Origin of the sequence: Roseinatronobacter monicus (genome assembly GCF_006716865.1) — a bacterium.
Classification (GTDB): Bacteria; Pseudomonadota; Alphaproteobacteria; order Rhodobacterales; family Rhodobacteraceae; genus Roseinatronobacter; species Roseinatronobacter monicus.
Genome location: NZ_VFPT01000001.1, coordinates 3614394 through 3639275, shown reverse-complemented (window position 1 = coordinate 3639275; position 24882 = coordinate 3614394). Strand labels below are relative to the sequence as shown.

Annotated in this window: 26 protein-coding genes and 1 riboswitch; of the genes, 23 read left to right on the top strand and 3 right to left on the bottom strand. The window is 63.8% G+C overall.

All coding sequences use genetic code 11. From position 1 onward, the window contains the following. Nucleotides 1-13: 13 nt before the first annotated feature. From BD293_RS17305 to BD293_RS17290, 4 genes are all read left to right on the top strand, one after another. Nucleotides 14-301, top strand: coding sequence for a hypothetical protein (locus tag BD293_RS17305; RefSeq protein WP_142083933.1), 288 nt, complete (start codon nt 14-16; stop codon nt 299-301). A gap of 185 nt (nt 302-486) precedes the next feature. Further along, the gene (locus BD293_RS17300; protein ID WP_246086339.1) at nt 487-1599 is read left to right on the top strand and encodes a polysaccharide biosynthesis/export family protein; all 1113 of its coding nucleotides are present in this window, start codon (nt 487-489) and stop codon (nt 1597-1599) included. Between the two features lie 6 nt (nt 1600-1605). Continuing rightward, complete coding sequence (locus tag BD293_RS17295) at nt 1606-2061, top strand: arsenate reductase/protein-tyrosine-phosphatase family protein (RefSeq protein WP_342781409.1); 456 nt, start codon at nt 1606-1608, stop codon at nt 2059-2061. Between the two features lie 18 nt (nt 2062-2079). Further along, the gene (locus BD293_RS17290) at nt 2080-4260 is read left to right on the top strand and encodes a polysaccharide biosynthesis tyrosine autokinase (protein ID WP_246086338.1); all 2181 of its coding nucleotides are present in this window, start codon (nt 2080-2082) and stop codon (nt 4258-4260) included. A 20-nt stretch (nt 4261-4280) separates the two neighbouring features. Here the strand turns inward: BD293_RS17290 and BD293_RS17285 are convergent, their stop codons facing one another. After that, complete coding sequence (locus BD293_RS17285) at nt 4281-4469, bottom strand: hypothetical protein (protein WP_142083930.1); 189 nt, start codon at nt 4467-4469, stop codon at nt 4281-4283. A gap of 36 nt (nt 4470-4505) precedes the next feature. Next, nucleotides 4506-4724: riboswitch (cobalamin riboswitch) on the top strand. Between the two features lie 131 nt (nt 4725-4855). On the opposite strand from BD293_RS17285, the gene BD293_RS17280 reads away from it, so the two are divergent. Genes BD293_RS17280 through cobJ form a run of 9 tightly spaced genes read left to right on the top strand, consistent with a single transcriptional unit; the run spans nt 4856 to nt 14025 of the window. Beyond that, nucleotides 4856-5482 (top strand): cytochrome c, encoded by a 627-nt coding sequence (locus BD293_RS17280; RefSeq protein WP_142083928.1) that lies wholly within the window; start codon nt 4856-4858, stop codon nt 5480-5482. Nucleotides 5483-5504: 22 nt separating this feature from the next. After that, nucleotides 5505-6119, top strand: a complete 615-nt coding sequence (locus tag BD293_RS17275) for a HupE/UreJ family protein (protein ID WP_246086337.1) — start codon at nt 5505-5507, stop codon at nt 6117-6119. A gap of 50 nt (nt 6120-6169) precedes the next feature. Continuing rightward, on the top strand, nt 6170-6559 hold the full coding sequence (locus tag BD293_RS17270; protein ID WP_142083925.1) for a DUF1636 family protein: 390 nt from the start codon (nt 6170-6172) through the stop codon (nt 6557-6559). Continuing rightward, nucleotides 6552-7589 carry a cobalamin biosynthesis protein CobW gene (gene cobW / locus BD293_RS17265; RefSeq protein ID WP_142083923.1) on the top strand — a complete coding sequence of 346 codons (1038 nt, stop codon included), beginning with the start codon at nt 6552-6554 and terminating at the stop codon, nt 7587-7589. Before BD293_RS17270 ends, cobW begins: the two co-directional genes overlap by 8 nt. Nucleotides 7590-7595: 6 nt before the next feature. Next, nucleotides 7596-10820, top strand: a complete 3225-nt coding sequence (gene cobN, locus BD293_RS17260; RefSeq protein ID WP_142083921.1) for a cobaltochelatase subunit CobN — start codon at nt 7596-7598, stop codon at nt 10818-10820. Further along, the gene (locus tag BD293_RS17255; RefSeq protein WP_211841053.1) at nt 10813-11931 is read left to right on the top strand and encodes a cobalamin biosynthesis protein CobG; all 1119 of its coding nucleotides are present in this window, start codon (nt 10813-10815) and stop codon (nt 11929-11931) included. The genes cobN and BD293_RS17255 overlap by 8 nt, the downstream gene beginning before the upstream one ends. After that, nucleotides 11931-12560, top strand: coding sequence for a precorrin-8X methylmutase (locus BD293_RS17250; RefSeq protein ID WP_142083919.1), 630 nt, complete (start codon nt 11931-11933; stop codon nt 12558-12560). Before BD293_RS17255 ends, BD293_RS17250 begins: the two co-directional genes overlap by 1 nt. Further along, nucleotides 12557-13282, top strand: a complete 726-nt coding sequence (gene cobI / locus BD293_RS17245) for a precorrin-2 C(20)-methyltransferase (RefSeq protein WP_142083917.1) — start codon at nt 12557-12559, stop codon at nt 13280-13282. The genes BD293_RS17250 and cobI overlap by 4 nt, the downstream gene beginning before the upstream one ends. Continuing rightward, nucleotides 13279-14025, top strand: coding sequence for a precorrin-3B C(17)-methyltransferase (cobJ, locus tag BD293_RS17240; protein ID WP_142083915.1), 747 nt, complete (start codon nt 13279-13281; stop codon nt 14023-14025). Before cobI ends, cobJ begins: the two co-directional genes overlap by 4 nt. 17 nt (nt 14026-14042) lie before the next feature. Here the strand turns inward: cobJ and BD293_RS17235 are convergent, their stop codons facing one another. Beyond that, entirely contained in the window at nt 14043-14774 is a 732-nt protein-coding gene (locus tag BD293_RS17235; RefSeq protein WP_142083913.1) for a cobalt-precorrin-6A reductase, read from the bottom strand. On the opposite strand from BD293_RS17235, the gene cbiE reads away from it, so the two are divergent. From cbiE to cobF, 6 genes are read left to right on the top strand one after another with little or no spacing between them, the layout of a single operon-like run. Beyond that, nucleotides 14773-15972, top strand: coding sequence for a precorrin-6y C5,15-methyltransferase (decarboxylating) subunit CbiE (cbiE, locus tag BD293_RS17230; RefSeq protein ID WP_142083911.1), 1200 nt, complete (start codon nt 14773-14775; stop codon nt 15970-15972). The genes BD293_RS17235 and cbiE overlap by 2 nt on opposite strands. Next, the gene (locus BD293_RS17225) at nt 15969-16331 is read left to right on the top strand and encodes a cobalamin biosynthesis protein (RefSeq protein ID WP_142083909.1); all 363 of its coding nucleotides are present in this window, start codon (nt 15969-15971) and stop codon (nt 16329-16331) included. The genes cbiE and BD293_RS17225 overlap by 4 nt, the downstream gene beginning before the upstream one ends. Further along, entirely contained in the window at nt 16328-17113 is a 786-nt protein-coding gene (gene cobM, locus BD293_RS17220) for a precorrin-4 C(11)-methyltransferase (RefSeq protein WP_142083907.1), read from the top strand. Before BD293_RS17225 ends, cobM begins: the two co-directional genes overlap by 4 nt. Next, nucleotides 17110-18417: a cobyrinic acid a,c-diamide synthase CobB gene (locus BD293_RS17215; RefSeq protein WP_142083905.1), complete on the top strand. Its 1308-nt coding sequence runs from the start codon at nt 17110-17112 to the stop codon at nt 18415-18417. Before cobM ends, BD293_RS17215 begins: the two co-directional genes overlap by 4 nt. Next, a complete protein-coding gene (gene cobA, locus BD293_RS17210; RefSeq protein ID WP_142083903.1) occupies nt 18414-19139 on the top strand; it encodes a uroporphyrinogen-III C-methyltransferase in 726 nt (241 codons plus the stop codon). The genes BD293_RS17215 and cobA overlap by 4 nt, the downstream gene beginning before the upstream one ends. Further along, a complete protein-coding gene (gene cobF / locus BD293_RS17205) occupies nt 19136-19894 on the top strand; it encodes a precorrin-6A synthase (deacetylating) (RefSeq protein WP_142083901.1) in 759 nt (252 codons plus the stop codon). Before cobA ends, cobF begins: the two co-directional genes overlap by 4 nt. A 9-nt stretch (nt 19895-19903) precedes the next feature. On the opposite strand, the gene BD293_RS17200 is transcribed toward cobF, so the two are convergent. After that, nucleotides 19904-20527 carry a helix-turn-helix domain-containing protein gene (locus tag BD293_RS17200; RefSeq protein ID WP_142083899.1) on the bottom strand — a complete coding sequence of 208 codons (624 nt, stop codon included), beginning with the start codon at nt 20525-20527 and terminating at the stop codon, nt 19904-19906. A 67-nt stretch (nt 20528-20594) separates the two neighbouring features. On the opposite strand from BD293_RS17200, the gene BD293_RS17195 reads away from it, so the two are divergent. The 4 genes from BD293_RS17195 (at nt 20595) to BD293_RS17180 (ending at nt 24881) form a co-directional block, all read left to right on the top strand. Next, a complete protein-coding gene (locus BD293_RS17195) occupies nt 20595-22106 on the top strand; it encodes a class I adenylate-forming enzyme family protein (protein WP_142084714.1) in 1512 nt (503 codons plus the stop codon). Beyond that, nucleotides 22103-22738: a DsbA family oxidoreductase gene (locus BD293_RS17190; protein ID WP_142083897.1), complete on the top strand. Its 636-nt coding sequence runs from the start codon at nt 22103-22105 to the stop codon at nt 22736-22738. Before BD293_RS17195 ends, BD293_RS17190 begins: the two co-directional genes overlap by 4 nt. Beyond that, nucleotides 22735-23961: a multidrug effflux MFS transporter gene (locus BD293_RS17185; RefSeq protein ID WP_142083896.1), complete on the top strand. Its 1227-nt coding sequence runs from the start codon at nt 22735-22737 to the stop codon at nt 23959-23961. Before BD293_RS17190 ends, BD293_RS17185 begins: the two co-directional genes overlap by 4 nt. Before the next feature lie 65 nt (nt 23962-24026). Next, on the top strand, nt 24027-24881 hold the full coding sequence (locus BD293_RS17180; protein WP_142083893.1) for an SPFH domain-containing protein: 855 nt from the start codon (nt 24027-24029) through the stop codon (nt 24879-24881). Nucleotide 24882: the final 1 nt, after the last annotated feature.

The following is a 24882-nucleotide window of genomic DNA, read 5'->3' as shown; positions in this document are numbered from 1 at the left end:
GGATCGTTGAGCCGTGACCATACAAAACTTCGGTAACTGTGATCTTGGCTCACCGTTCGGTGCACCTGAAACACGCGCATCAGGCCCGATCCCCCAAGCGGTCGGATATATGAAAGAGCGCGGTGGCACGCCGCTTGCCTGCTCACCGGTGCACCAGCGCGCAAGGGATTGTGCTTTTCATGTCAAAACCGGCGACTTCAGCGTTATTGCTTTCAATCGAAAGTTGAGTTTGGCAAATTACAGCGCTAAGCAGTTAAGACTACGTTTTGACTCGTTATTTTTTATCACCCGTCTTTTTTAGAGTCGCTGCCCCATGACTCATGCCACGCATATTTTGGCCGTCAATTCTGTCGCCGCGCAGATACGCCCGCCAGTCTTCACGACACGCGACCTCATTCCGTTTCGGGATGGGGCGGACAGGGTCTGCAACTTCGCCACACATATTATTTCAAGAATTCATTTCAGCGGTACGATAGGGATTAGGCCATGTTTACAAATGCCTTCTGGGGGATGCTGAATGATGCTCTCTCGAAGAAAACTCCTGCTCTTTGTGCATTTCTGATCTTGCTGGCCCTCTCTGCGTGTTCTGATGGGTATGTCCAGTTCCCGACCAGCCCAGAGGGGCAGCGCGCGCTTGGTGACGATGTCGAGGTGATTGTTCTGTCTGCCGAAAATATCGGCGACTTTACCAGCCCGTCCCGTCAGCATCAGGCGACACTGCTGCCCGGCGGGCGCAACTGGACCTATGCGGTTGGCGCGGGCGACATATTGTCGGTTATCGTGTTTGACCACCCGGAACTGACCCTGCCCGCCGGACCACAGCGCAGCGCTGCCGAAAGCGGGTTTCAGGTGGCAGGAGATGGAACCATCACCTACCCCTATATCGGAGCCGTTCGCGCCACTGGCCGCTCAGTCGGGCAGATACGCAGCGACATCTCGCAACGGCTGGCAAATTTCATTCCGAACCCGCAGGTCGAAGTGCGGATCGCGGCCTATAATTCGCAGGCCATCGTTGTCTCGGGCGAAGTTGCGACCCCGAACCGCCAGCCTTTGACATCCGTTGGCACCAGCCTGATCGAAGCGATCAATGCAGGCGGCGGTTTCACTGAATTTGCCGACCCCCGCAGTGTAACTGTCCAGCGGGGCGGACGGATCTACCATGTTGATGTGCAGGGTTTTCTCGAAGGGGGCATGACCCAGAATAATCCGGTCTTGCGCACCGGCGATGTTGTGAATGTGCCCCGTCGCCGCGCCGAAGAAGCGTATCTGCTGGGCGAGGTTGCGCGCCCTGATGTCATGGACCTGTCGCGCGAACCCATCACCCTGACGCAGGCCTTGACGCGCAGGGGCGGATTGCAGACGCCGCGCGCCAATGCCCGCGGGGTGTTGGTGTTTCGGGCGCATGGCAATGACATGACGCGGGTGTTCCAACTCGACACATCCTCGCCCAGTGGCTTGTTGCTGGGCACGCGGTTTGTTCTGGAACCGGGGGATGTTGTCTATGTTCTGCGCTCTGCGTTGCAGCGCTGGAATGATACGATTGTGCGCCTTCTGCCCACGGTGCAGGCGGCCCGCTCCGTCGAAGACTTTGTGAACTAACGGACAGTGCGCGCGGTGGTGCCCTCCATTCTGGTCGTCTGCGTCGGCAATATATGCCGATCACCCGTCGCAGAACGCCTGTTGGCGGCCAAACTGGCGGAACGCAGGTCCAGTATCCGCGTCGCATCGGCAGGGCTTGCCGCCGTCACGGGCCATGCTGCGGACGCGGATGCAACTGCGGCGGCATTGGCGCATGGTGTCCGACTGGACGGGCATGTCGCGCGGCAATTCACGTATGCACTGGGCGCGGAACATGCACTGATACTGGTCATGGAGCCCGGCCATAGGCGCGACATCCTCAAAACTGCGCCGGACTTGTTTGGCAGGATTATGCTGTTTGACCATTGGACCGGCGGCAAGGGAATTGCCGACCCCTATCGCCGCGGGGTCCAGTTTCACCAAGACATCGCCGCACAAATAGACGCCGCTGCCACAGCATGGGTGGACAGGCTTGCAACATAACTTAAGGGGCGCAAACGGGTGAATAGCAGCACGCAGGACATCGCAGAGGGTGAAGTGGATCTGGGCCAGATCCTTGGCACCCTGTGGCGCGGAAAGGGATGGATCGGGGCTGCAATGGCACTCGGGTTGGCCATAGGCGCGTTCACAATCGCCAACACAAACCCCACATTTCAGGCCGATGCGCTGTTGCAACTTGAGGAAAAGAGCGGGTCACTCGCACTGCCCAGCAGCTTGTCCGCGATGGTCGAGACTGACCCGCGCAGCGTGACAGAAATCGAGATATTGCGCTCTCGAATGGTGCTGGGGCGGGCGATTGCGGATCAGAACCTTGATTGGCGCGTGACACCTGACACTATGGCTTTGGTTGGCACGGTGTTCGCGCGCTACCGGTTCCGCCTGCTCGACACAGTCATTCCGGCAAGATTTGCGCGCCCCGGCGACAGGATTGCGCTGGACACACTGATAGTGCCCCCCGGCCTGCTGAACGCAGATTTTATCCTGAGTGTCACCAGTGCGACGGAATATCAGCTGGTCCTGCCGGATGGTTTGCGCCTGAATGGGGTGGTGGGACAACCGCTAACACACGCGGAGACCGGCTTTGCGCTGACACTCGCAAGCATCACAGCCCAGCCGGGCCGACGGTTTTATGTCAGGCAGGTTGATGAGCGTCGCGCGATCAATGTTCTGCGCGACAGGCTTTCGGTCAGTGAACGGGGCCGCGCATCTGGCATTCTTGAAGTCCGCCTGACAGGCGAGAACCGGACCGAAGATATGCGGTCCCTTGACGCGATCATTCAAGCATATCTGGGTCAGAACATTTCGCGCAGTTCCGCCGAAGCAGAAAGCAGCCTGACTTTTATCCGCGCGCAACTGCCACTTGCAGAGCAGACCCTGCGCACTGCCGAAGCCGCGCTGAATGCATTTCGACAGCAACAGGTGACAATTGACCTGACGCTTGAAACGCAGACCATACTTGGTCAGGTGACGCGGATCGAGGGCGAGTTGGCCGATTTGCAACGCCGCGAAGATGAACTGGCACAACGCTTCACCCCATCGCACCCGACATACCGGCAGCTTCTGGACGAACGCGCCCGACTGGACGCGCGTCTGGCGGGGCTGCGCGAACAGGTGGGCACCCTGCCCGAAACCCAGCGCCAGATCCTGAACCTGTCCCGCGAGGTTGAGCTGGCGCAACGGATATACACCGAACTGCTGACCCGCGCGCAAGAAGTAGAGGTGCTGCGCGCAAGTACCATCGGGAATGTCAGGATCGTAGACAGCGCCAGCGCGGCACCCTTGCCTGTCGCCCCCCGCAAGGCCCTGATCCTTGCGCTTGGCATGGGTCTTGGTGCCGTGACTGGCATCGGTGCGGTGCTTGCCCGCAACTGGATGCGCAAGGGTGTGCAAGACCCCGCTGAGTTGGAGCAGCTTGGCCTGCCCGTTCTTGCGACGATCAACTACAACAAGCACGCCGATACAGAGGGGCGCCGCGAGGGGAAGCTGGGCATTCTGGCATTTGAAAGCCCCGCCGACCTGACGGTCGAGGCATTTCGGTCGCTGCGAACCAGCCTGCATTTTGCGATGCTCGACGCGCGCACCCCCAGCCTGACAGTCACGTCGTCCCATCCCGAGGCAGGCAAAAGCTTTCTGTCTATCAACCTCGCCGCCGTCGCGGCACAGTCCGGACAACGCGTCTGTGTGATTGATGCCGATATGCGCCGTGGGCAACTGCGCCGCTATTTCGGCATGTCGCGCGATGTGCCCGGCTTGGCCGAAGTATTGGCGGGCGATTTGCCGTTCGAGGACGCGCTGTTTCAGGGGCCGCATGAGAACCTTTTTCTGCTGCCGACAGGGCAATATCCGCCCAATCCCTCGGAACTTCTGATGCGCGCCGGGTTGTCTGAATTGATTGCGGCTTGCGCGCAACATTTTGCGCTGACGATCTTTGATACGCCGCCTATTCTCGCTGTGACCGATCCGGTGATCTTGGCGCGCAATACCGGCGCTGCCATTTTCATCGCCAGCCACGATACGACCCCGCTGGGCGAGGTGGCGGAGGCGCAAAAGACATGCGCGGCCGCTGGTGTGAAATTCTCTGGCGCGGTCCTGAACCGATATGACCCCAAAAGGGCGGGCGGGCAGGCCGGGTACGGGTATGGCTACGGGTATCGCTACACCTACAAACAGCGCGCGCAATAGGGGCGGGCGACAGTCGTAATCTACCCTTGGCGCGTGCCTGCGTCTGCGCCCGACAGATCGACGCCTGTTTGGCTTTGCACTTGCTTGCCAGACAGGCCCGTTACATCCCGGACTTGGGCCGCAGGAATGCGGCCAGCCTGCCCCCCTTCTGGCATGGCATTCCGGCACAGTCTTGACGGGCCGCGCAGAGCGTCGGTGGTTTCGGGCATGGCGTCGCATCCTTGCTTGACTCGCAGGTCTGTTGCGCGCATGACGGAATTGCTGGTGCCTGTTTTGTGACAGGTGAAAAGGGAATGTGACAGGGCCGGATCGCAAGATCCTGCCTCAAGCACAGCCGCCCCCGCGACCGTGACCGGAGAGGTCTCCCAATGCCACTGGCCCCATATGGGCCGGGAAGGCGGGAAGACCGACAGGGAAACCTGACATCCGCAAGCCGGGAGACCTGCCAGCGCATAAGCGGCCCGGAAACGGGCATTTCAACCAGCGGGGTGACTGGTTGGGCTTGCGTCGGGACATGCGGTTACGCGCCCCGACCCTGCCTGCACACCCCCGCTCTGATATGGCGTGACGGGTGGTCGCGCAGGAAAGAGGAAGAATGAAACTATCACGCAATGCGCGTGCGGGTGTGGGACTGGCGGGCGTGGGCTATGTGCTGGCGGCAGGGTTTGTCGCCTTTGCCGTTCCCACGGATGCCGCGCGCCAGCAAGAAACGGCCAGCACAAGTCAGGCGCACAGCCACAGCCACGATCACGGCCATTCCCATGTCGATGCAGATCAGGCCGAACAACTGACCGGCCCGTTTGGCCCGCATGGCGACAGGCACCCGCAAGCCCCGGTTTTTGAAACCGCCGCTGATGGGCTGACCGAGCGCCGCCGCCGCTCCATGAATGCGCTATCAGGGCATTTCCGCGCTGTATCGGCGACCCTGCTGTCGGATGCGGGCGGCGAAGAGATGATCCAGAACCACGCCAATGCTCTGGCTGCACTGGGTGGGCAGATCGATACGCTGTTCGATATCCCCTCGCCCGCGCCAGAAGGCGAGAAAGGCGCGCTGCCGGTCATCTGGGAAGAGCAAGAGCGCTTTGCCCAATATACCGCTGCCTTCGCCACCGAATCCGCGCAATTTGCCCAAACCGTCCAAGAGGGCGGCGATCTGGTCAACGGCCTGCATGATCTGCGCTATTACTGCGTCGCCTGCCATGCCGATTTCCGCCAGCGTTAACCCCTTTCAAGGAACTCTCTCCATGACACGTTTTCTGATCCTGCCTGCCTTGCTTCTGGCCACCCCTGCGCTGGCACATCACCCGTTGGGCGGCGAGGCACCGCAGACCATCTTTCACGGCCTGATCTCTGGTCTGGCGCATCCGGTAATCGGGCTGGACCATCTGGCCTTTGTGGTGCTGATCGGCATTGCTGCCGCCTTGGCGGGGCGCTCGCTGGTCGGGCCGCTGGCCTTTATCGGCGCGACTTTGGCGGGCACAGCGGTGCATCTGGCGGGCGTGACCCTGCCACTGGCGGAACTGGTCATCACCGCATCGGTCGTCATTCTTGGCGCATTGCTGCTTTTGGGGCGGCAAGTTGCCGGTCCTGTCGCACTGGCCGGTTTCGCGCTGGCGGGCCTCTTCCACGGCTGGGCTTATGGCGAGGCGGTCATCGGCTCTACCCCCATGCCAATTTTTGCTTATCTGCTTGGCTTTGGCGGGGTTCAGTTTGCGATTGCCGCGGGTGTGGCACTGTTTGCAGGCAAGATGCTGCAAGGCGGTCAGGGCCAGTTACAGGCGCGGCTGGCTGCGGCTGTCTGCATGGGTGTTGGCCTTGCGTTCCTGTTTGAAACTGTCGAGCACATGATCCTCGGCTGAACCGCGCGTCAGGGGCGGCCCCACGCCGCCCCCTTTAACCGGAGTCTTTCATGTCTTCTGAGATTGTCGATCTTCTGGTCTGTGCCACCTGCCGCAGTGCTATGCCTGCCAACCCGCTGGCCACACCAGACCCGGACCACCGCCCCGGCGCACAGCTTGTGGCGGCCTTGCAGGATGCCGCGCCCGAAGGGCTGCGCGTGATCGCGGTGGACTGCCTGTCCAATTGTTCACGCGGCTGCACTATCGCATTGCGCAAGCCCGGCGCCTGGACCTATGTCTATGGCAACCTGACACCAGAGCAGCACCTGCCTGCCATTCTGGAAGGGGTGCAGAAATATCGCGCCGCCGAAAATGGTCTTGTGCCATGGCGCGAACGCCCCGAACATTTCCGCAAGAACTGTATCGCCCGTATTCCGCCACTGGAGGCACCCAATGTCTGATCTGTCGAAAACCCCTGTTACCATCGTCACCGGCTTTCTTGGGTCGGGCAAGACCACGCTGATTTCGCATCTGATCCGCAATGCCGGCGGGCGGCGTCTGGCGGTGGTGGTCAATGAATTCGGCACTGTGGGGGTGGATGGCGAAATCCTGAAATCCTGTGCCATCCCCGATTGCCCTGCCGAAAACATTGTCGAACTGTCGAATGGGTGCATCTGCTGCACTGTGGCCGATGACTTCATCCCCACAATCGAAGCGCTGTTGAAGCTGGACCCGAAGCCGGACCATATCGTGATCGAAACCTCTGGTCTGGCCCTGCCCAAGCCCCTGCTGAAAGCGTTTGACTGGCCGGAAATCCGCTCGCGCATCACTGTTGACGGTGTGATCGCGCTGGCCGATGCCGAGGCTGTGGCCGCAGGGCGCTTTGCCACCAATGTTGCCGCAGTCGATGCCCAGCGCGCCGCAGATGACAGCATCGACCATGAAACGCCACTGGCCGAAGTGTTCGAGGATCAGATCGCCTGTGCCGATCTGGTGTTGCTGACGAAGCCTGATCTGGCGGGGGGCGAGGGTGTGACCAATGCACGCGCAACGATCGCCGCCCTTGCCCCGCGCCCCTTGGCCGTGGTCGAGGTGGCCGAAGGCGTGGTCGACCCCGCCATCCTGCTAGGGCTGGAAGCAAGTGCCGAAGATGATCTGGCCGCGCGCCCGTCGCATCATGACGGCCATCATGACCACGAACATGACGATTTCGACACGGTCATGGTCACGATGGGCGAGATTGCAGACCCCGCCGATCTGGCCGCGCGCATCGCCCATCTGGCGGAAAGCCAGCATATTCTGCGCGTCAAAGGCTATGCCGCTGTGACAGGAAAGCCCATGCGCCTGCTGGTACAGGCGGTCGGCGCGCGGGTGCGTCACCAGTTCGACCGTCCCTGGACCGCATCAGAGCCGCGCATCACGCGGCTTGTCGTGATCGCGGAACACGACCATGTTAATGAAGCCGCCATCCGCGAGGCGCTGGGAGCCTGATCCACGATGCATGTCATCTTCCGCGAAAGCCATGGGCTGGACGAGGCCGCCACCCCCACCGATCTGGGCCAAAGCCCGGCGGATCTGGTGGTGCTGTCCTTCTCCGACAGCGATCTGGGCGCTTTCGCGGCGGGATGGCGTGCGGGCGCGCAAGGGTTGCCGACAGTGCGGCTGGCCAATCTGGCCGCGCTGAAGCATCCGCTGTCCGTCGATACCTATGTCGAGAATACCCTCGCTTCAGCCAAGGGCATCCTGATCCGCCTGATCGGGGGGGCGGCTTATTGGGCCTATGGGCTGCAACAGGTGCAAGCGCTGGCGCAGCAAAAGGGCATCGCACTGGCGGTTCTGCCTGCCGATGGGCGCGATGATCCAGCGCTGGATGCGGCCTCGACCCTGCCGGTCAGCACATTGCGCCGCCTGAAACACCTGTGCGACATGGGCGGGGATGTGGCCGCACAGGCAGCGTTGCAGCAACTGGCGCTGGCGGCGGGCCTGTACGCACCGCCTGTGCGCGGGGCGCGTGTGCTGCCGCAGGTGGGCGGCTGGCAACCTCAGGGCAGTGTTTGCCCCGCCAGTTTTGCGCTGCACGCAACCCGCCCGCGTATTGTGGTCACCTTCTACCGCTCCTACCTTGCCGCCGCCGATCTGGCCCCGATCCGTGCGCTGGCGGAGGCGTTGGAGGCGCGCGGTTTCGATGTGCTGGCACTGTTCGCGCCGTCGCTGAAGGAACCGCAGGCGCGCGCATGGATGACGCGCTGGATCAAGGCGCTTGCGCCGCGCGCGGTGGTCAATGCCACGGCCTTTTCCGCGCAGGGTACAGATGGCGCTGTTCTGGAAGCCGCGGGCGTGCCGGTCTTTCAGGTGGCCCTTGCCACGAATGAGCGGCGCAAATGGTGGAATTCCGCGCGCGGCCTGTCGCCCGCCGATCTGGCCATGCATGTCGTGCTGCCAGAGGTGGATGGCCGCATGTTCGCAGGCGTCGCCAGTTTCAAGGAATTCACCGACCCCGACCCCGATCTGCAATTCGCCCGCGCCGAGCACCGCGCCGAGCCTGCGCGCATCACCGCCATTGCCGACCGCGTTACCGCATGGGTGCGCTTGCAGGATATGGACGTGTCGGCGCGGCGGGTGGCACTTGTGCTCTCGACCTATCCCGGCAAGGGGTGGAATATGGCCCATGCGGTCGGGCTGGATGCGCTGGAAAGTGCAAGTGCGATGCTTGAAGACATCGGCGCGCCGGGCGCAACTGGCCGGATGCTGGCCGACGCGATGGACAGCCAGCACCTGCACTGGCCGCTCCGGGCCTATCGCGCAGCTTTGCAGACCTTGCCCCAATCGCTGCAAGATGACCTTGCCGAAGCTTGGGGCGCGCCAGAGGACGATCCGGCGTGTCATGAGGGCAGTTTTCGCTTTGCGGGCCTGCGCCTTGGTCAGACGCTTGTTGCCTTGCAGCCCGAACGCGGCACGCCCGATCTGCGCGATGATGAATATCACGACCTGTCGCGCACCCCGCGCCATGCATATGTCGCCTTTTACCTGTGGCTGCGTGTGCAATCGGATGTGCTGGTGCATATTGGCGCGCATGGCACGCTGGAATGGCTGCCGGGCAAATCCGTGGCCCTGTCGGATGATTGCTGGCCCGAAGCGTTGATCCGCGATTTGCCGGTGATCTACCCCTTTATCGTCAATGACCCCGGCGAGGCGGCGCAGGCCAAGCGCCGCATTGGCGCGGTCACGCTGGGCCATGTGCCCCCGCCCATGGTCGCCGCGCAAACCGGCGCAGGGCTGGCGCATCTGGAATCGCTGCTGGACGAGTTTTCCAACGCCGATGGGCTGGACCCCGCCCGCCGCGACCGCCTGCAAGGCGATATCAGGGCCGAGGCCGAGGCGCTGGGGCTGGGTGGCGAGTTGGGCCTTGAGAGCGCCACCTGCATCAATGACGCCATCACCCGCATTGACCGTTTCGTCTGCGATGTGAAGGAAAGCCAGTTTGGCGAGGGCTTGCACATCTTCGGGCGTGGCGAGCACGGCGCGCGCGAGCGTGCGGGGTTGATGGCGGCGCTGTCGGGGCAGTTTGTGGCCCCCGGCCCGTCCGGATCGCCCCATCGGGGGCGGTCGGATGTGCTACCCACAGGGCGCAACATGTTCACCACCGACCCGCGCGCGGTGCCCTCCCGCGCCGCCTATGCCCAAGGGATCAAGCTGGCCGATGAGTTGGTGCGCCGCCACTTGCAGGACCATGGCGACTGGCCGCGCGCGCTGGTGGTCGATCTGTGGGGCAGTGCGACCATGCGCACGGCGGGCGAGGAATTTGCCATGGCGCTGCATCTTCTGGGCGCGCGCCCTGTCTGGGACGAAGGCTCAGCGCGGGTGTCGGGCGTGGAAATCCTGCCGATTGCGGAACTCGACAGGCCGCGGCTGGATGTGACCCTGCGTGTGTCGGGCCTGTTCCGCGATGTGTTTCCACAGCTTGCCGCCTTGTTCGGGCAGGCCGTGCAGGCCTTGGCCGCGCGGGACGAAGCCCCTGACTGGAACCCGTTTGTCGGCACGGGCGGCGCACGCGTCTACAGCCCTGCGCCCGGCAGCTATGGTCTGGGCATGGGCGCGTCGTTGGAGGATTACACCGACGCCGCACGGCAAGTGGCAGGCCGCGCATGGCTGGCCGCCTCATCCCACGCGATGGATACCGGCCAGCACGACCCCGAAGGCATTGCCGCGCGTGTGGCCGGGGCGAATGCATTTGTGCATTTGCAAGACCTGCCAGAGACGGATCTTTTGCTGGCGCAGGATTATGCCGCCCATGAAGCAGGCTTTGCCGCCGCGCAAGCCGTAACAGGCGGCAAGGCTGCACTCTATCATCTCGACGCCACGCGCCCCGACAGCCCGCGCGCGCGGCCCTTATCCGAAGAAATCGCCCGTGTCGTGCGCGCACGGGCGGCCAATCCGGTCTGGATTTCGGGCATGATGGCGCATGGTTTTCGCGGCGGCGCTGAAATTGCCGCGACACTGGACCATCTGGCCGCCTTCGCGCATCTGGCGCAGGCTGTGCCGCCGCAGCTTTTTGACCTCTATTACGACGCAACCCTTGGTGCGCCGGATGTGCGCGACTTCCTTGCCTCTGAGAACCCCGGCGCGCTGGCCGCGATGGAGGCGCGTTTTGCCGCCTTGCATGAGGCAGGGCTTTGGGTGACACGGCGGAACTCTATTCTGGCAGGGCTGACGCATGACTGAGATCGAGGTGAAGGGCTGGTGCCCCGGCGCGCTGCGCCCCATGCGCTCGGGCGATGGTTGGGTGGTGCGGGTGCGCCCCCGCGCGGCACGCCTGACCCGCGCGCAGGCCTTGGGGCTGTGCGAGGCGGCACAAACGCATGGCGCAGGGCTGATTGATCTGACCAACCGCGCCAATCTGCAAATTCGCGGTGTCACCGATGCCGCACTTGCGCCCCTGCAAGATACGTTGGCCGCCCTTGACCTGCTGGACAGCGACCCTGAACTGGAATCCCGCCGCAACATCCTGATTGCCCCCGACTGGGCCGAGGGCGACGACAGTGCGCGCCTGTATGACCAGCTTGCCGCCCGTCTGGCAGAGCTGCCTGCCCTGCCTCCCAAGATGGGGTTTGCAATGGATACCGGACCTGCCCCCGTCCTGAGCCACGATCCCGCCGATTTCCGCATCGAGCGCAGCGCCAGCGGGCTGATCCTGCGCGCCGAGGGGCGCGCGCTTGGCATGGCGCTGGACAAAGGGCACGAGATTGACACCCTGATCCGGCTTGCCGATTGGTTCATGGCGTCAGGGGGCGCGCGTGCAGGGCGTATGGCGCGCCACACCGCGCCCCTGCCCGACTGGGCCACATGGGATGTGCAGCCACACCCCGCCCGCGCGCGCCTTGCCGCTGGGCCAGCGCCGGTCGGGTTGATACTGGGCGCGGCCTTTGGCCAGATCATCGCGCAGGATCTGGCCAAAGTAATGCGCGCCAGCGATGCCCCCGGCTTGCGCCTCACCCCTTGGCGCTACCTTGTGCTGGAGGGGGTGCGCGCTCTGCCCTTGCCCGACAGCCTGATCGCCACGCCCGATCATCCGGCCCTGCGGGTGGATGCCTGCGCGGGCGCCCCCCTTTGCCCCCAAGCCAGTGTCGAGACGCGCGCGCTGGCGCGTGCGCTTGCACCGCATATTTCCAGCAGTTTGCATGTCTCGGGCTGTGCGAAGGGTTGCGCACGGGCGCGCGATGCCGATATCACGCTGATTGGGCGCGAAGGGCGGTTTGATCTGGTGATTGCGGGGCAAACGCGCGCCAGCGGACTGAATGCTGCCGATGCACTTGCGTATTTCCGAGGGGACTGATGCCGTATACCTATGAAACCGATGGCGCGGCGATTTATCGTCAGTCCTTCGCTACCATCCGCGCCGAAGGCGCGCTGGCCCGCTTCACCCCAGATGAAGAACCCATTGCGGTGCGCATGATCCATGCCGCGGGCATGGTCGGGCTGGAAGAGTTCATCCACTTCTCGCCCGATTTCGCCGCCGCGGCCCGCACCGCCCTTGCCGATGGTGCGCCGATCCTGTGCGATGCTTATATGGTGTCCGAAGGAGTGACACGCCCGCGCCTGCCTGCGGATAACCCGGTGATCTGCACCTTGCGCGACCCGCGCGTGCCGGACATGGCGCGCGAGATGGGCAACACGCGGTCAGCCGCAGCACTGGAATTGTGGCGCCCCCATCTGGCGGGCGCGCTGGTCGCCATTGGCAATGCGCCGACAGCGCTGTTTCACCTGCTGAACATGCTCGAAGACCCGTCCTGCCCGCGCCCTGCCGCCATTATCGGCTGCCCTGTCGGCTTTGTCGGTGCGATGGAATCAAAAGAGGCGCTGTGGCAGGCGCAGCCTGTGCCCGCGTGCATCGTCAAGGGCCGTCTGGGGGGCAGCGCGATCACGGTTGCGGCCATCAACGCGATTGCGAGTCGCAAGGAATGAGCATGGGCACGCTTCACGGCGTGGGCCTTGGCCCCGGCGCACAAGACCTGATGAGCGTGCGCGCCGACCGTCTGGTGCGCGGGGCGGGGCATGTTGCCTTTTTCCGCAAGGCGGGCCGCAAAGGGCAGGCGCGTGCCATTGTTGACGGAATGCTGCACGCGGATGCTGTGGAATTTCCGATGGAATACCCGGTCACCACTGAAATTCCCGTAGCAGACCCGCGCTACAACGATATGCTGTCGGCATTCTATACCGACTGCACGGCACATCTGCGCGGCTTGGTGGAAGCTGGCGCAGATGTCGTGGTGCTGTGCGAAGGCGACCCGTTTTTCTATGGCTCTTTCATGCATCTGTATACGCGGCTGAAAGATGTGATCCCTGTTGAAGTGGTGCCCGCCATCACTGGCATGTCCGGCGCATGGACAGCTACGGGCCAGCCGATCACATGGGGCGATGATGTGCTGACTGTGCTGATGGCCACCCTGCCCGAAGATGTGCTGGCCGAGAAGATTGCCGCGACCGACGCGTTGGTTGTCATGAAAATTGGCCGCAACCTGCCCAAGCTGAAACGCGCCTTGCGCGCAGCGGGGCGGCTGGAGGATGCGTGGATGGTGGAATATGCCCAAATGCCCCGCCAGCGCGTGCAACGACTGGTCGATGCCGATGAGGTGACGCCCTATTTCTCGATCGTGCTGATCCATGGGCAGGGGCGCAGACCATGAGCGGCTGGGTTGTCGTCGCAGGACTTGGGCCGGGGGATGAGGCGCTGGTCACACCCGAAGTGCGCGCCGCCCTTGAACAGGCCACCGATATCGTGGGCTATATTCCCTATATCGCGCGCATCCCTGAACGCGATGGCCTGACCCTGCATGCCAGCGACAACCGGGTCGAGTTGGACCGCGCCGCCCATGCCTTGCAGATGGCGCAGGATGGCAAGCGTGTGGTGGTCGTGTCGTCGGGTGATCCGGGCGTATTCGCCATGGCCTCGGCCCTGTTCGAGGCATTGGAGGCAGGCCCAGCGCAGTGGCGCGCGCTGGATATTCGTGTGCTGCCGGGCATTACCGCCATGCTGGCCGCCGCCGCGCGCGCGGGCGCGCCGCTGGGCCATGATTTCTGTGCGATCAACCTGAGTGACAACCTCAAACCTTGGGCGCTGATTGAAAAACGCCTGCGTCTGGCGGCGGAAGCGGATTTTGCGATGGCCTTCTACAATCCACGCTCGAAATCGCGCCCTGAGGGGTTTGCCCGCGCGCTGGATGTGTTGCGCGAGGCCTGCGCCGATGCCCGCCCGGTGCTGTTCGCGCGCGCCGTCACCACACCGCAGGAAGAATTGCGCATCGTGCCCCTGACCGAGGCCCTGCCAGAAATGGCCGATATGCGCACAGTGGTGATTGTCGGCTCAAGCCTGACGCGGGTGATCGACACGCCGCGCGGCCCGATCCTGTATACCCCGAGGTCGGCATGACCTGTGGTCGGGGCAGATCAACCGGTGATCCAGTCCAGCACTGCTGCGATGTCATGCGCTTCGCGGCGGTTGGGCAGGGCGGGGCGGTCGATCATCAGCACAGGCAAACCAAGCGCGCGCGCGGCGACAAGCTTCGCCTGCGCCCCACTGCCGCCCGCATTCTTGGACACAACCAGATCAATACGGTGGGCGCGCATCAGCGCCTCATCCGCAGCGGCATCGAACGGGCCGCGATCCAGAATGATATGGTGATCGGGCAAGGGCGGTGGCACCTCTGGCGGGTCCACAAGGCGCAAAACATAGTGATGCTGGGGCTGTGCCGCGAAACCCGCCAGATGCATCCGGCCCAAGGCCAGCAAAATACGCCGCGCGGGGCCAGCAAGTGCCGCGACCGCCGCCGGAATATCGGGCACGCGGTGCCAGTCATCGCCGGGGACAGGGGTCCACGCGGGGCGCGTCAGGGCCAGAAGCGGCACCCCGGTGATCTGCGCGGCCTGCACGGCATGTGCACTCATCTGCGCGGCGAAAGGATGGGTGGCGTCAATCAGATGGGTGACGTGATGGGCGCGCAGATAGGCGACCAGCCCCTCCACCCCGCCAAAACCACCCACCCGCACCGGAACGGGTTGTGGCTTGGGCCGCTCCACCCGCCCTGCATAGCTGAGTGTGGTGCCAAGCCCCGCCCGTGCAAGTTCGGCGACAAGGCGCGTGGCCTCAATCGTGCCACCAAGGACAAGGATATTGTGCATGGCTAGGGCCCCTTGGCTGACGATCATCGGCTTGGGCGAAGATGGCCCGAGCGGCCTGTCAGATGCAAGCCATGACACATTGATGCAAGCGGAATTCGTCGCAGGAGCCGCGCGCCATCTGGCCCTGCTGCCCGACCTGTCTTGCGAAGTGATGGAATGGCCGGTCCCCTTTGCAGATGGGATCGCGCAGCTTCTGGCGCAGCGGGGGCGGCGGGTGGTGATGCTGGCGTCTGGCGATCCGTTCTGGTTCGGGGCAGGCAGCAGCATCACGCGGCATCTGGCGCGTGACGAATGGCGGGCCTTGCCTGCCCCCTCGACCTTTTCTCTGGCCGCTGCGGCTTTGGGCTGGCCGTTGGAGCATGTCACCTGCCTTGGCCTGCATGCCGCCCCCCTGTCCCGCCTGCGCCCGCATCTGGCGCGGCGCGCGCGCGCACTGGTCTTGCTGCGCGACGGGGCCGCCGTGGCAGAACTGGCCGCCTATGTGACCGCGCTTGGCTTTGGCGACAGTGACTTGCATGTGATGGAAGCGCTTGGCGGGCCGCGCGCGCGCCTGCGAAAGGTGCAGGCAGCGGACTATGCGCTGGCCGATGTCGCCCATCCAGTCGCCGTGGGTGTGCAGGTGGCAGGGGGCGGGCAGGCCTTGCCCTGCGTGCCGGGACGCGAGGATGCGCTTTTCGCGCATGACGGACAGATCACCAAACAGGCCATCCGCGCCCTGACCCTTGCCGCCCTTGCCCCTGCGCCGGGGCAATTGCTGTGGGATATCGGCCTTGGGTCGGGGTCGGTCAGCATTGAATGGCTGTTGGCCCATCCGCAATGCGAGGCAATCGGCTTCGAGGCAGACACGACCCGCGCCGCGCGGGCCATAGCCAATGCGCAGGCACTTGGCGTAAACCGGCTGAAACTGGTCGAAGCGCGCGCGCCAGATGGCTTGGCAGGCCAACCCCTGCCCGATGCGGTTTTCATCGGCGGCGGGCTGTCCGAGGGGCTGCTGGCGCATTTGTGGCAAATATTGCCGCAGGGTGTTCGGGTGGTCGCAAATGCCGTCACACTGGAATCCGAGGCGTTGCTTGGCCACTGGCACGCGCAAACAGGCGGCACCCTGACACGGCTGGACCTGTCCGAGGCCGCCCCTTTGGGCCGCAAGCGCGGCTGGCGCGCGGCCTATCCGATTGTGCAATGGCGGGGGCAACGATGATTGTAGCGGGGATCGGCTGCACATCGCGCGCGACATTCGACGAAATGCGCGCGTTACTGGCGCAAATGGCGCAGGGGCGCAGGCTGGCGAAACTCGCCTGCCTTGAAATGCGCGCGCCGCAGGTCTTGCCCTTGGCCCGCGCCCTGAACCTGCCGCTTCTGGCCTTGCCGCGCGCGGCTCTGGCAGGCATAGCGACCCCAACGCAATCGGCCCGCATTGACGCCGAGTTTGGCACAGGCAGCATGGCCGAAGCCTGCGCCTTGCTGGCGGCGGGCACAGGCGCGCAGATTGTGGCGATCCGGCAGATTTCCGGTGCGGGACAAGCAACCTGCGCATTGGCAGAAGGGGGCGAGATATGACCGTGCATTTCATCGGGGCCGGACCGGGGGCGGCGGATTTGCTGACGCTGCGCGGGCGTGATCTGATCGCGGCCTGTCCGGTCTGCCTCTATGCCGGATCGTTGGTGCCCGAAGGGGTGCTGGCCCATTGTCCGAAGGGCGCGCGGATCGTGAACACAGCGCCCCTGTCGCTGGATCAGATCATGGCGGAAATCGTGGATGCGCAAGCGCAAGGGCTTGACGTGGCGCGGCTGCATTCGGGGGATCTGTCGATCTGGTCCGCATTGGGCGAACAGCTGCGCCGCCTGCGCGCGCTGGATATCCCCTATACCGTTACACCGGGTGTGCCCGCTTTTGCCGCCGCAGCCGCAGCCCTTGGGGCCGAGTTGACCCTGCCCGAACTGGCGCAATCGCTGGTGCTGACACGCACACCGGGCCGCGCCAGCCGTATGCCCGAAAACGAAAGCCTGACGAATTTTGCCGCCACAGGCGCGACTTTGGCCATTCACCTGTCCATCCAGAACTTGGAACAGGTGGTTGCGGACCTGACCTCGCATTATGGCGCTGAGTGCCCGGTCGCCGTGGTCTGGCGCGCAAGCTGGCCGGATCAGCGCATCATCCGCGCCACATTGGGGACGATACAAGGCGAAGTGGCGGGCAGCATGGAACGCACCGCGCTGATCCTTGTGGGCCACGCGTTGGGGGCCGAAGCTTTCGTGGAAAGCGCGCTTTATGCGCCCGATTATGACCGCCGCTTCCGTCCGCAAAGCGCCGACAGCATTTACAAGGACAGCCGCGAATGACACCGGGATTGATGATTTCCGCGCCCGCATCGGGCACAGGCAAGACAACCGTGATGCTGGGGCTGTTGCGCGCCTTTGCCGATGCAGGACTGAATGTGCAACCGTTCAAAAGCGGGCCGGATTACATTGACCCCGCGTTCCACCGCGCAGCCTCCGGGCGCGCGTCCTTTAATCTGGACAGTTGGGCGATGGGTGCGGGGTTGATGGATGCCATCGCGTCTGAGGCGGCGGGCGCTGATCTGGTGATCGCCGAAGGCTCGATGGGGCTGTATGACGGGGTGGCGACACGCGGCGCGCTTGGGTATGGGTCCAGTGCAGAGCTAGCGGCAAAGATGGGCTGGCCCGTCGTGCTGGTGGTCGATGTGTCGGGGCAGGCGCAGTCGGCGGCGGCCGTTGCGCTGGGATTTGCGCGCTATCAGCCCGATCTGCCCTTTGCAGGCGTCATCCTGAACCGTGTCGCCAGCCCGCGCCATGAACGGCTTGCGCGACTGGGCATGGAAAAGGCGGGCATTCGCGTGCTGGGCGCACTGCCCCGACGCGGTGATCTGAAACTGCCCGAACGTCATCTGGGGTTGGTGCAGGCGGTTGAGCACCCCGATCTGGACGCGGCCATCGCCAGCTATGCCGATTTCCTGCGTGACCATGTCGATCTGGCCGCATTGCGCGCTGCTGCACTAGGGGCACATGTGCCACGCGCTGCGGCCTTGCCGCGCCCGCCTGCGCAACGCATCGCACTTGCGCAAGATGCCGCGTTTTCCTTTACCTATCCGCATCTGCTGGAAGGGTGGCGGCGCGCGGGCGCGGAACTGCTGCCTTTCTCGCCGCTGGCCGATGAAGCGCCCGACCCGCAAGCCGATCTGGTCTGGCTGCCCGGTGGCTACCCTGAATTGCATGCCGGGCAACTGGCGGCGGCCACGCGGTTCCGTGCGGGACTCGCCCGCCACGCCCAATCGCGCCCCATCCACGGCGAATGCGGGGGCTATATGGCGCTAGGCGAAGGGTTGGTCGACAAGCAGGGCGTGCGCCACCAGATGGCCGGGCTGTTGGGGCTGGTCACAAGCTACGAGAAGCGCAAAATGCATCTGGGCTACCGGGGTGCGACCCTTTTGTCAGCGATGCCGGGATTCGCGGTGGGCGCACGGTTGCGCGGGCATGAGTTTCACTATTCCACCATTCTGGAGCAGCCCGACACGCCCCTTGCACATGTCACCGATGCCGACGGGCAGGACGTGATCGAAACAGGGTCGTGCAGGGGCCATGTCAGCGGCAGTTTCTTCCACCTGATCGCCGAGGATGCACCATGAGCGGCTTTGTGTCCTTTGTCGGCTCTGGCCCCGGTGATCCCGAATTGCTGACGTTGAAAGCCGTGGCGCGGTTGAAGGCGGCGGATGCCGTGTTGTTCGATGATCTGTCTTCGGGGGCCATCCTCACCCATGCCGGACCGGGCGCAGAACTGGTGGCAGTGGGCAAGCGCGCAGGCCGCCCCTCGCCCAAACAGGACCATGTCAGCCGTCTGCTGGTGGAATATGCCCAGACCGGCGCGCGGGTCGTGCGGCTGAAATCGGGCGATCCGGGCATATTCGGGCGGCTGGAGGAAGAAATCATCGCCTGCCGCGAAGCAGGCATCGGATATGAGGTGATCCCCGGTGTCAGTTCGGCCAGTGCCGCGGCAGCGGCGGCGGGCATTCCCCTGACGCGCCGGCTTTGTGCGCGGCGGGTGCAATATGTGACCGGCCATGACATTCGCGGCGCGCTGCCCGAAGGGCTGCACATGGCCGCACTGGCGGACTCGGATGCAACGACTGTGGTGTTCATGCCCAAGCGGACCTTCGCGGAACTGGCGCAAGGGCTGATCGCGGCGGGCCTGCCGCCCCAGACACCGGCCTTGCTGGCCGAGAATGTCAGCCATCCCGACCAGCGCCTGCTGCGCAGCACTGTGGCGGGGCTTGCCGCCGCCCTCGACGCCAGCGCCAGCGCGGCACCAGCGCTGATCCTCTATGGCCCGCTCGCCGGAGAGGACGCATGATTGATCTGCACCTGATCGGCATTGGCACCGGCAATCCTGATCACCTGACCCGCGAGGCAATCAAGGCGCTGAACGCGGCGGACCTGATCCTGTTGCCGCGCAAGGGCGCGGAGAAATCCGATCTGGCCGATCTGCGCCGCCAAATCTGCGCCGAAGTGCTGGAGCGCCCGGTGCAGGTGGTCGAATTCGATCTGCCCCGCCGCGCCACCGATCAACCCTATCTGGGTGCTGTTGCCGATTGGCATGACGACATTGCCCAATGCTGGCGCACCCAGATTGAAGAACACGCGCCGCAGGGCGGGCATGTGGCGCTGATGGTCTGGGGCGATCCGTCGCTTTATGACAGCAGCCTGCGCATTGCCGAGCGGCTGGGTGCGGCGGGCCTTGACCTGCGCGTCCATGTCGTGCCGGGCATCACCAGCTTGCAAGTGCTGACAGCGGCCCATGCGATCCCGCTGAACAAGCTGGCAGCCCCCGTCACCATCACCACAGGTCGGCGGCTGCGCGAGGCGGGCTGGCCCGAAGGTGCCCAAACGCTGGCCGTGATGCTCGATTCCGGCGGCGCATTTTCGGTGCTGGACCCCGAAGGGCTGCATATCTGGTGGGGGGCCTATCTGGGCATGGCAGAGCAGGTGTTGATACACGGCGCGCTTGCAGATGTGGCCGCCGAGATTATCGACGCGCGCACACAATTGCGCGCACAGCACGGCTGGATCATGGATATCTATCTGTTGCAGCAGATCGAACACCCCTGAGCAACCCGCTCACTCCAGCGACGTAACCCACAAGATCTGCGCATCCTCGCGCGAGATGGAAATCACGTTATGGCCCATGCTGGCGTCATAATAGGCGCTGTCGCCACGGCGCATATCGACGGGCGCGTAAAACTCGGTGAACAGCCGGATTTCGCCAGTCAGCACATACAAAAACTCTTCGCCGCCATGGCGCACCCAACCGTCAAAATCCGACATGTCGCGTGCGCGTACCAGCGCCTGATAGGGCAGCATCTTCTTCTGGCTGAGTTGGCCCGCCAGCAACCTATGGTCATAGGTGGGGGTCGGTTGTGCCACCCCTTCGGCGGCGCGCGTCACCGCCATGCGCCCGCTGGCGGCCTGCCGCGCGGGCGGGGTGAACAGTTGCGGCACCGATATTTCCAACCCCTGCGCCAGTTTCTTCAGCGCATCATAGGTCGGCGACATCTGGCCGTTTTCGATTTTCGACAAGGTCGAGCGCGCCAGCCCCGCCGCATTGGCCGCCTGTTCCAATGTCCAGCCACGGTCTTTTCGCAGCGTGCGCACGCGCATGGCCAGATCAATGGGCTGTGCCGCCTCTGCGGTGCCCGTGTCACGCGATATTCTCAGAGCGCTGGGGTCATTCGGTCTGGTCATGGCTTTGTCCTTTACGCGCGCCAGCTTGGGCTTGCAACTGTCAAGGCGCGCGCATAGCACTGGGCGTATGCTGTCCATAACCGACCCCAGCCCGACCGCCCCGTGCCCCGCGCCATTCAACATGGCGCAGTATGTGCTGTCTGCGGGGGCCGCGACCCCCGACAAGATTGCGCTGCAAATCCTGCGCGCCAGCGGGGCCGAGCGGTGGTCCTATGGCCGCTTGATCGCGGCGGTGCGCGGGACGGGCGCTGGCTTGCTGGCCGCAGGGTTGCAGCCGGGTGACAGGGTGCTGATGCGGCTGGGCAACACGGTTGATTTTCCAGTGGCCTATCTGGGGGCGATTGCCGCCGGTCTGGTGCCTGTGCCGACCTCAACCCAACTGACGGCGTTTGAGATCACACGCATTGCCCATGAAATAGCGCCCGCACTGGTGCTGGGGGCAGAGGGGGTGGCCCTGCCGGACCACACAGCGCCGGTATTGGCGCAGGCCGACCTGCATAAGATGCAAGACCTGCCCCCCTGCGACTGGCATATGGGCAGTCCAGACAGGGCCGGTTATATCATCTACACTTCGGGCAGTGGCGGCAGTCCGCGCGCTGTTGTCCATGCGCATCGCGCCATATGGGCACGGCGGATGATGTGGGGCGGCTGGTATGGGCTGACGCAAGATGACCGCATGCTGCATGCTGGCGCGTTCAACTGGACCTACACACTGGGCACCGGGCTGATGGACCCTTGGGCGATTGGCGCGACTGCCCTGATCCCCGAGGCGGGCGCACCCCTGGCACTGATGCTGAAACGCTTTGATGCCACGCTTTTTGCCGGTGTGCCGGGTGTCTATCGTCAATTGCTGAAAGAAGGCCGCGCACTGGAATTGCCGCGCCTGCGCCACGGCTTGTCCGCAGGCGAGAAACTGCCCGACATCACCCGCGACGCATGGCACGCCGCGACCGGCCGCGAGATATTCGAGGCGTTGGGCATGTCCGAATGCTCGACCTACATCTCGGCCAGCCCTGACCGCCCTGCCCCCGCAGGCAGTGCCGGCTATCCGCAGCAGGGGCGGCAAATCGCCATTCTGGATGAAGACGGCGCACCCGTCGCTCGCGGTGATGAGGGTATGCTGGCCATTCATCGCAGTGATCCGGGCCTGATGCTGGGCTATCTGCAAGACAGCACGCCCGACCTGCCGTTGCTGGGGGACTGGTTCCTGACCGGCGACCGGGGGCGCATGGCCGCAGATGGCGCGATCGCCTATCTGGGCCGCAATGACGATATGATGAATGCAGGCGGTTTTCGCGTCTCGCCGCTGGAAGTGGAACGCGCGCTGGCCAGTCACCCCGCAATCCATGACATCGCCTGCACGGAAGTGACCGTGCGCGAGGGGGTCAGCGTGATCGCTGCGTTCTACACCGCCGACAGCCCGCAAGACGAAGACGCGCTGAAAGCCTATGCCGCCGAAAATCTGGCGCGCTACAAACAACCGCGCCTGTACCGGCATCGCGACAGCCTGCCGCGCGGCGCGAATGGAAAATTGTCGCGGCGGGCCTTGCGCGACAGCTACCGTGCGGAGGGCGCATGATACCACTTGATATATGGTCTGATCCGATCTGCCCGTGGTGCTATATTGGCAAAACGCAACTGGGCCGCGCGCTGGAATCGCGCCCAGATCACCCGTTTGAAATCCGCTGGCACCCGTTCCAGTTGAACCCCGACATGCCGCCAGAGGGGATGGAACGGCAAGAGTATCTAAGCCTGAAATTCGGCGGCGACCAAGGTGTGCTGGATGCCTATGCCCCTGTCGTTCAAGCCGCCGAGGAGGCTGGCCTCAAGCTGGACCTGCCCGCCATTACCCGAACGCCCAACACGCTGGATGCGCACCGCCTGATCCATTGGGCGGGGCTGGAAGGGCGGCAGGGTGCCGTGGTCAGCGGGCTGTTCCGTGCCTATTTCTGCGAGGGGCGCGACATTGGCGACCGCGAGGTGCTGCTGGATCTGGCCGCGCAGTCAGGCTTGCTGCGAGACATGATCGCGCGCTTGCTGGACACGGACGCGGATGCGCAGATGATCCGCGAGGCGGATCGCGCAGCGCGCGCGCGCGGCATTCAAAGCGTGCCGTTCTTCATGCTGGATCAGCAATATGCCGTGTCCGGCGCGCAGCCCACGGAACTTTGGCACAGCGTGATTGATGATCTGACAGGCACCCCCGGATGAGGCGTCCTTTCTCGCCCACGAAACCGCTGCGCTTTGGAGAGTTTGTAGCGCTTATGGCGCTGCTGATCTCGACCGTGGCGTTTTCCATCGACGCGATGTTGCCCGCTTTGCCCGCGATTGGGCTGGAATTGTCGCCCGACATGCCCGCGCGTGGGCAGTTGGTGATCGCAAGTTTCGTCTTTGGTCTTGGCCTTGGGACATTGATTTGCGGGCCGGTCTCGGACGCATTCGGGCGCAAATCGGTGCTGCTGGTGGGGATTGCGGTTTATCTGGCAGGCGCGTTGCTGGCGATGCAGGCATGGTCAATCGAGTCGTTGCTGGCCGCGCGGTTCTTGCAAGGTTTGGGGGCGGCGGCACCGCGTGTGGTCGCAACGGCGATGGTGCGCGATTTGTATTCGGGCCGGTCAATGGCGCGGGTGACATCCATTATCATGACCCTGTTCGTGCTGGTGCCCGCGATTGCGCCGTCCATCGGGGCCGGAATCATCTGGCTGTCAAACTGGCGCATGATTTTCTTTTCCTTCATAGCCTTTGGCCTGATCGCAGCACTGTGGCTGATGACGCGTCAGCCTGAATCACTGGCCCCCGAAAACCGCCGCGCCTTGCGTCCGCGCGTGCTGGGGTCTGCGCTGGTCGAGATTGTCACCAATCCGGCAGTGATGGTCTATGTCGTAGCGCTGACATTTGCCTTTGCGCCGCTTTTTGCGTGGCTGTCAAACCTGCCCATGATCTTTGACGATGTGTATGACCGCGCCGCTACCTTCCCGTTCTGGTTTGCCGCAACCGCGCTTGTGGCCGGAACTGCCAGCGTGGCGAACGCCAAAATGGTCATGCGGCTGGGCATGCGCAAGATCGCCACCTATGCGTTTTTCTGGCAGGCCAGCGTGTCGGTGGTGTTTCTGGGCCTCATGAGTCTGGGCCTGCCCGCACCTTGGGATTTCGGACTGTTCTTTGCCTTCATGTGCACCGCATTCTTTTCCATCGGGCTGACATTCGGCAATCTGAACGCGCTGGCCTTGCAGCCCTTGGGCCATATGGCGGGCATCGGGTCTTCGGTTGTCATGTCACTGTCCACGGTCGGGTCGGTGCTGATCGCGGTGCCGATTTCGCTGGCCTATGATGGCACACCAATTCCGCTGATTGTCGGGATGATCCTGTGTTCAACCACAGCGCTATCGCTGATGCTGCTGGCGCGGCGTGTTGCCACTGAAGACAGCACGTGATTTAACGTTGCGGCATAGCCGATCTGTCATATGTATCGGGTGCATCGTTTTTTCCGGGGGTTGTCATGGAACTTATTCTAGCATTGGTCGTCGTGCTGGTACTTATCGTCCTGCTGGGGCTGAAGATTGTACCGCAGTCAGAGAACTATGTTGTCACGCGGCTGGGCGCATATCACCGCACATTGGATGCGGGGGTGAATGTGATCGTGCCCTTTCTGGATCGGGTTCATTCCAAGGTACCGGTCAACGATCAGGTGCTCAACGACATCTCACTGGAAGTGGTGTCTGCCGATAACGTCGTCTTTGGCGCACAGCTTTTGGTTGTTTACCGGATCGACAACCCCGAAGCCGCCGTTTTCCGCGTGAACAAAATTGACGAGCTGGTCATCGGGCTGGTGCAATCGCTGGTGCGTTCGGAATTGGGCAAGGTGGAACTGGACGCGGTGCAATCAGATCGCGGGTCGCTGAACCTGGCGCTTCTGGAAGCGCTGGAAGATGCGGGCAAGACCTATGGCATTCGGATTTCACGCTCGGAAATCACTGATGTACGCCTAAATGACACAACGCAAAAGGCCATGGCCGAAGTGCTGGCGGCAGAGCGCGAGCGCCGCGCGGCCATTACCCGCGCCGAAGGTGTACGCCGTGCAACCGAATTGAACGCCGATGCCGAACTGTACGAGGCACAGCGCCGCGCCGATGGTATTCTCGCCATTGCGCAAGCGAATGCGGAATCGAACCGTGTAATCGCCGGGTCACTAGAGGGCGAGAATGCCCGCGATGCACTGACCTTCCAGACCGCGCGGATGCAGGTTGAAGCGCTGGAAGGTCTGGCCAAATCCAGCAATGCGAAACTCATCATGCTGCCGGGCGGGCCGTCCAATTCCTTCCGCGAGGCGGCTGCCATCATGAAAGAGTTTTAAG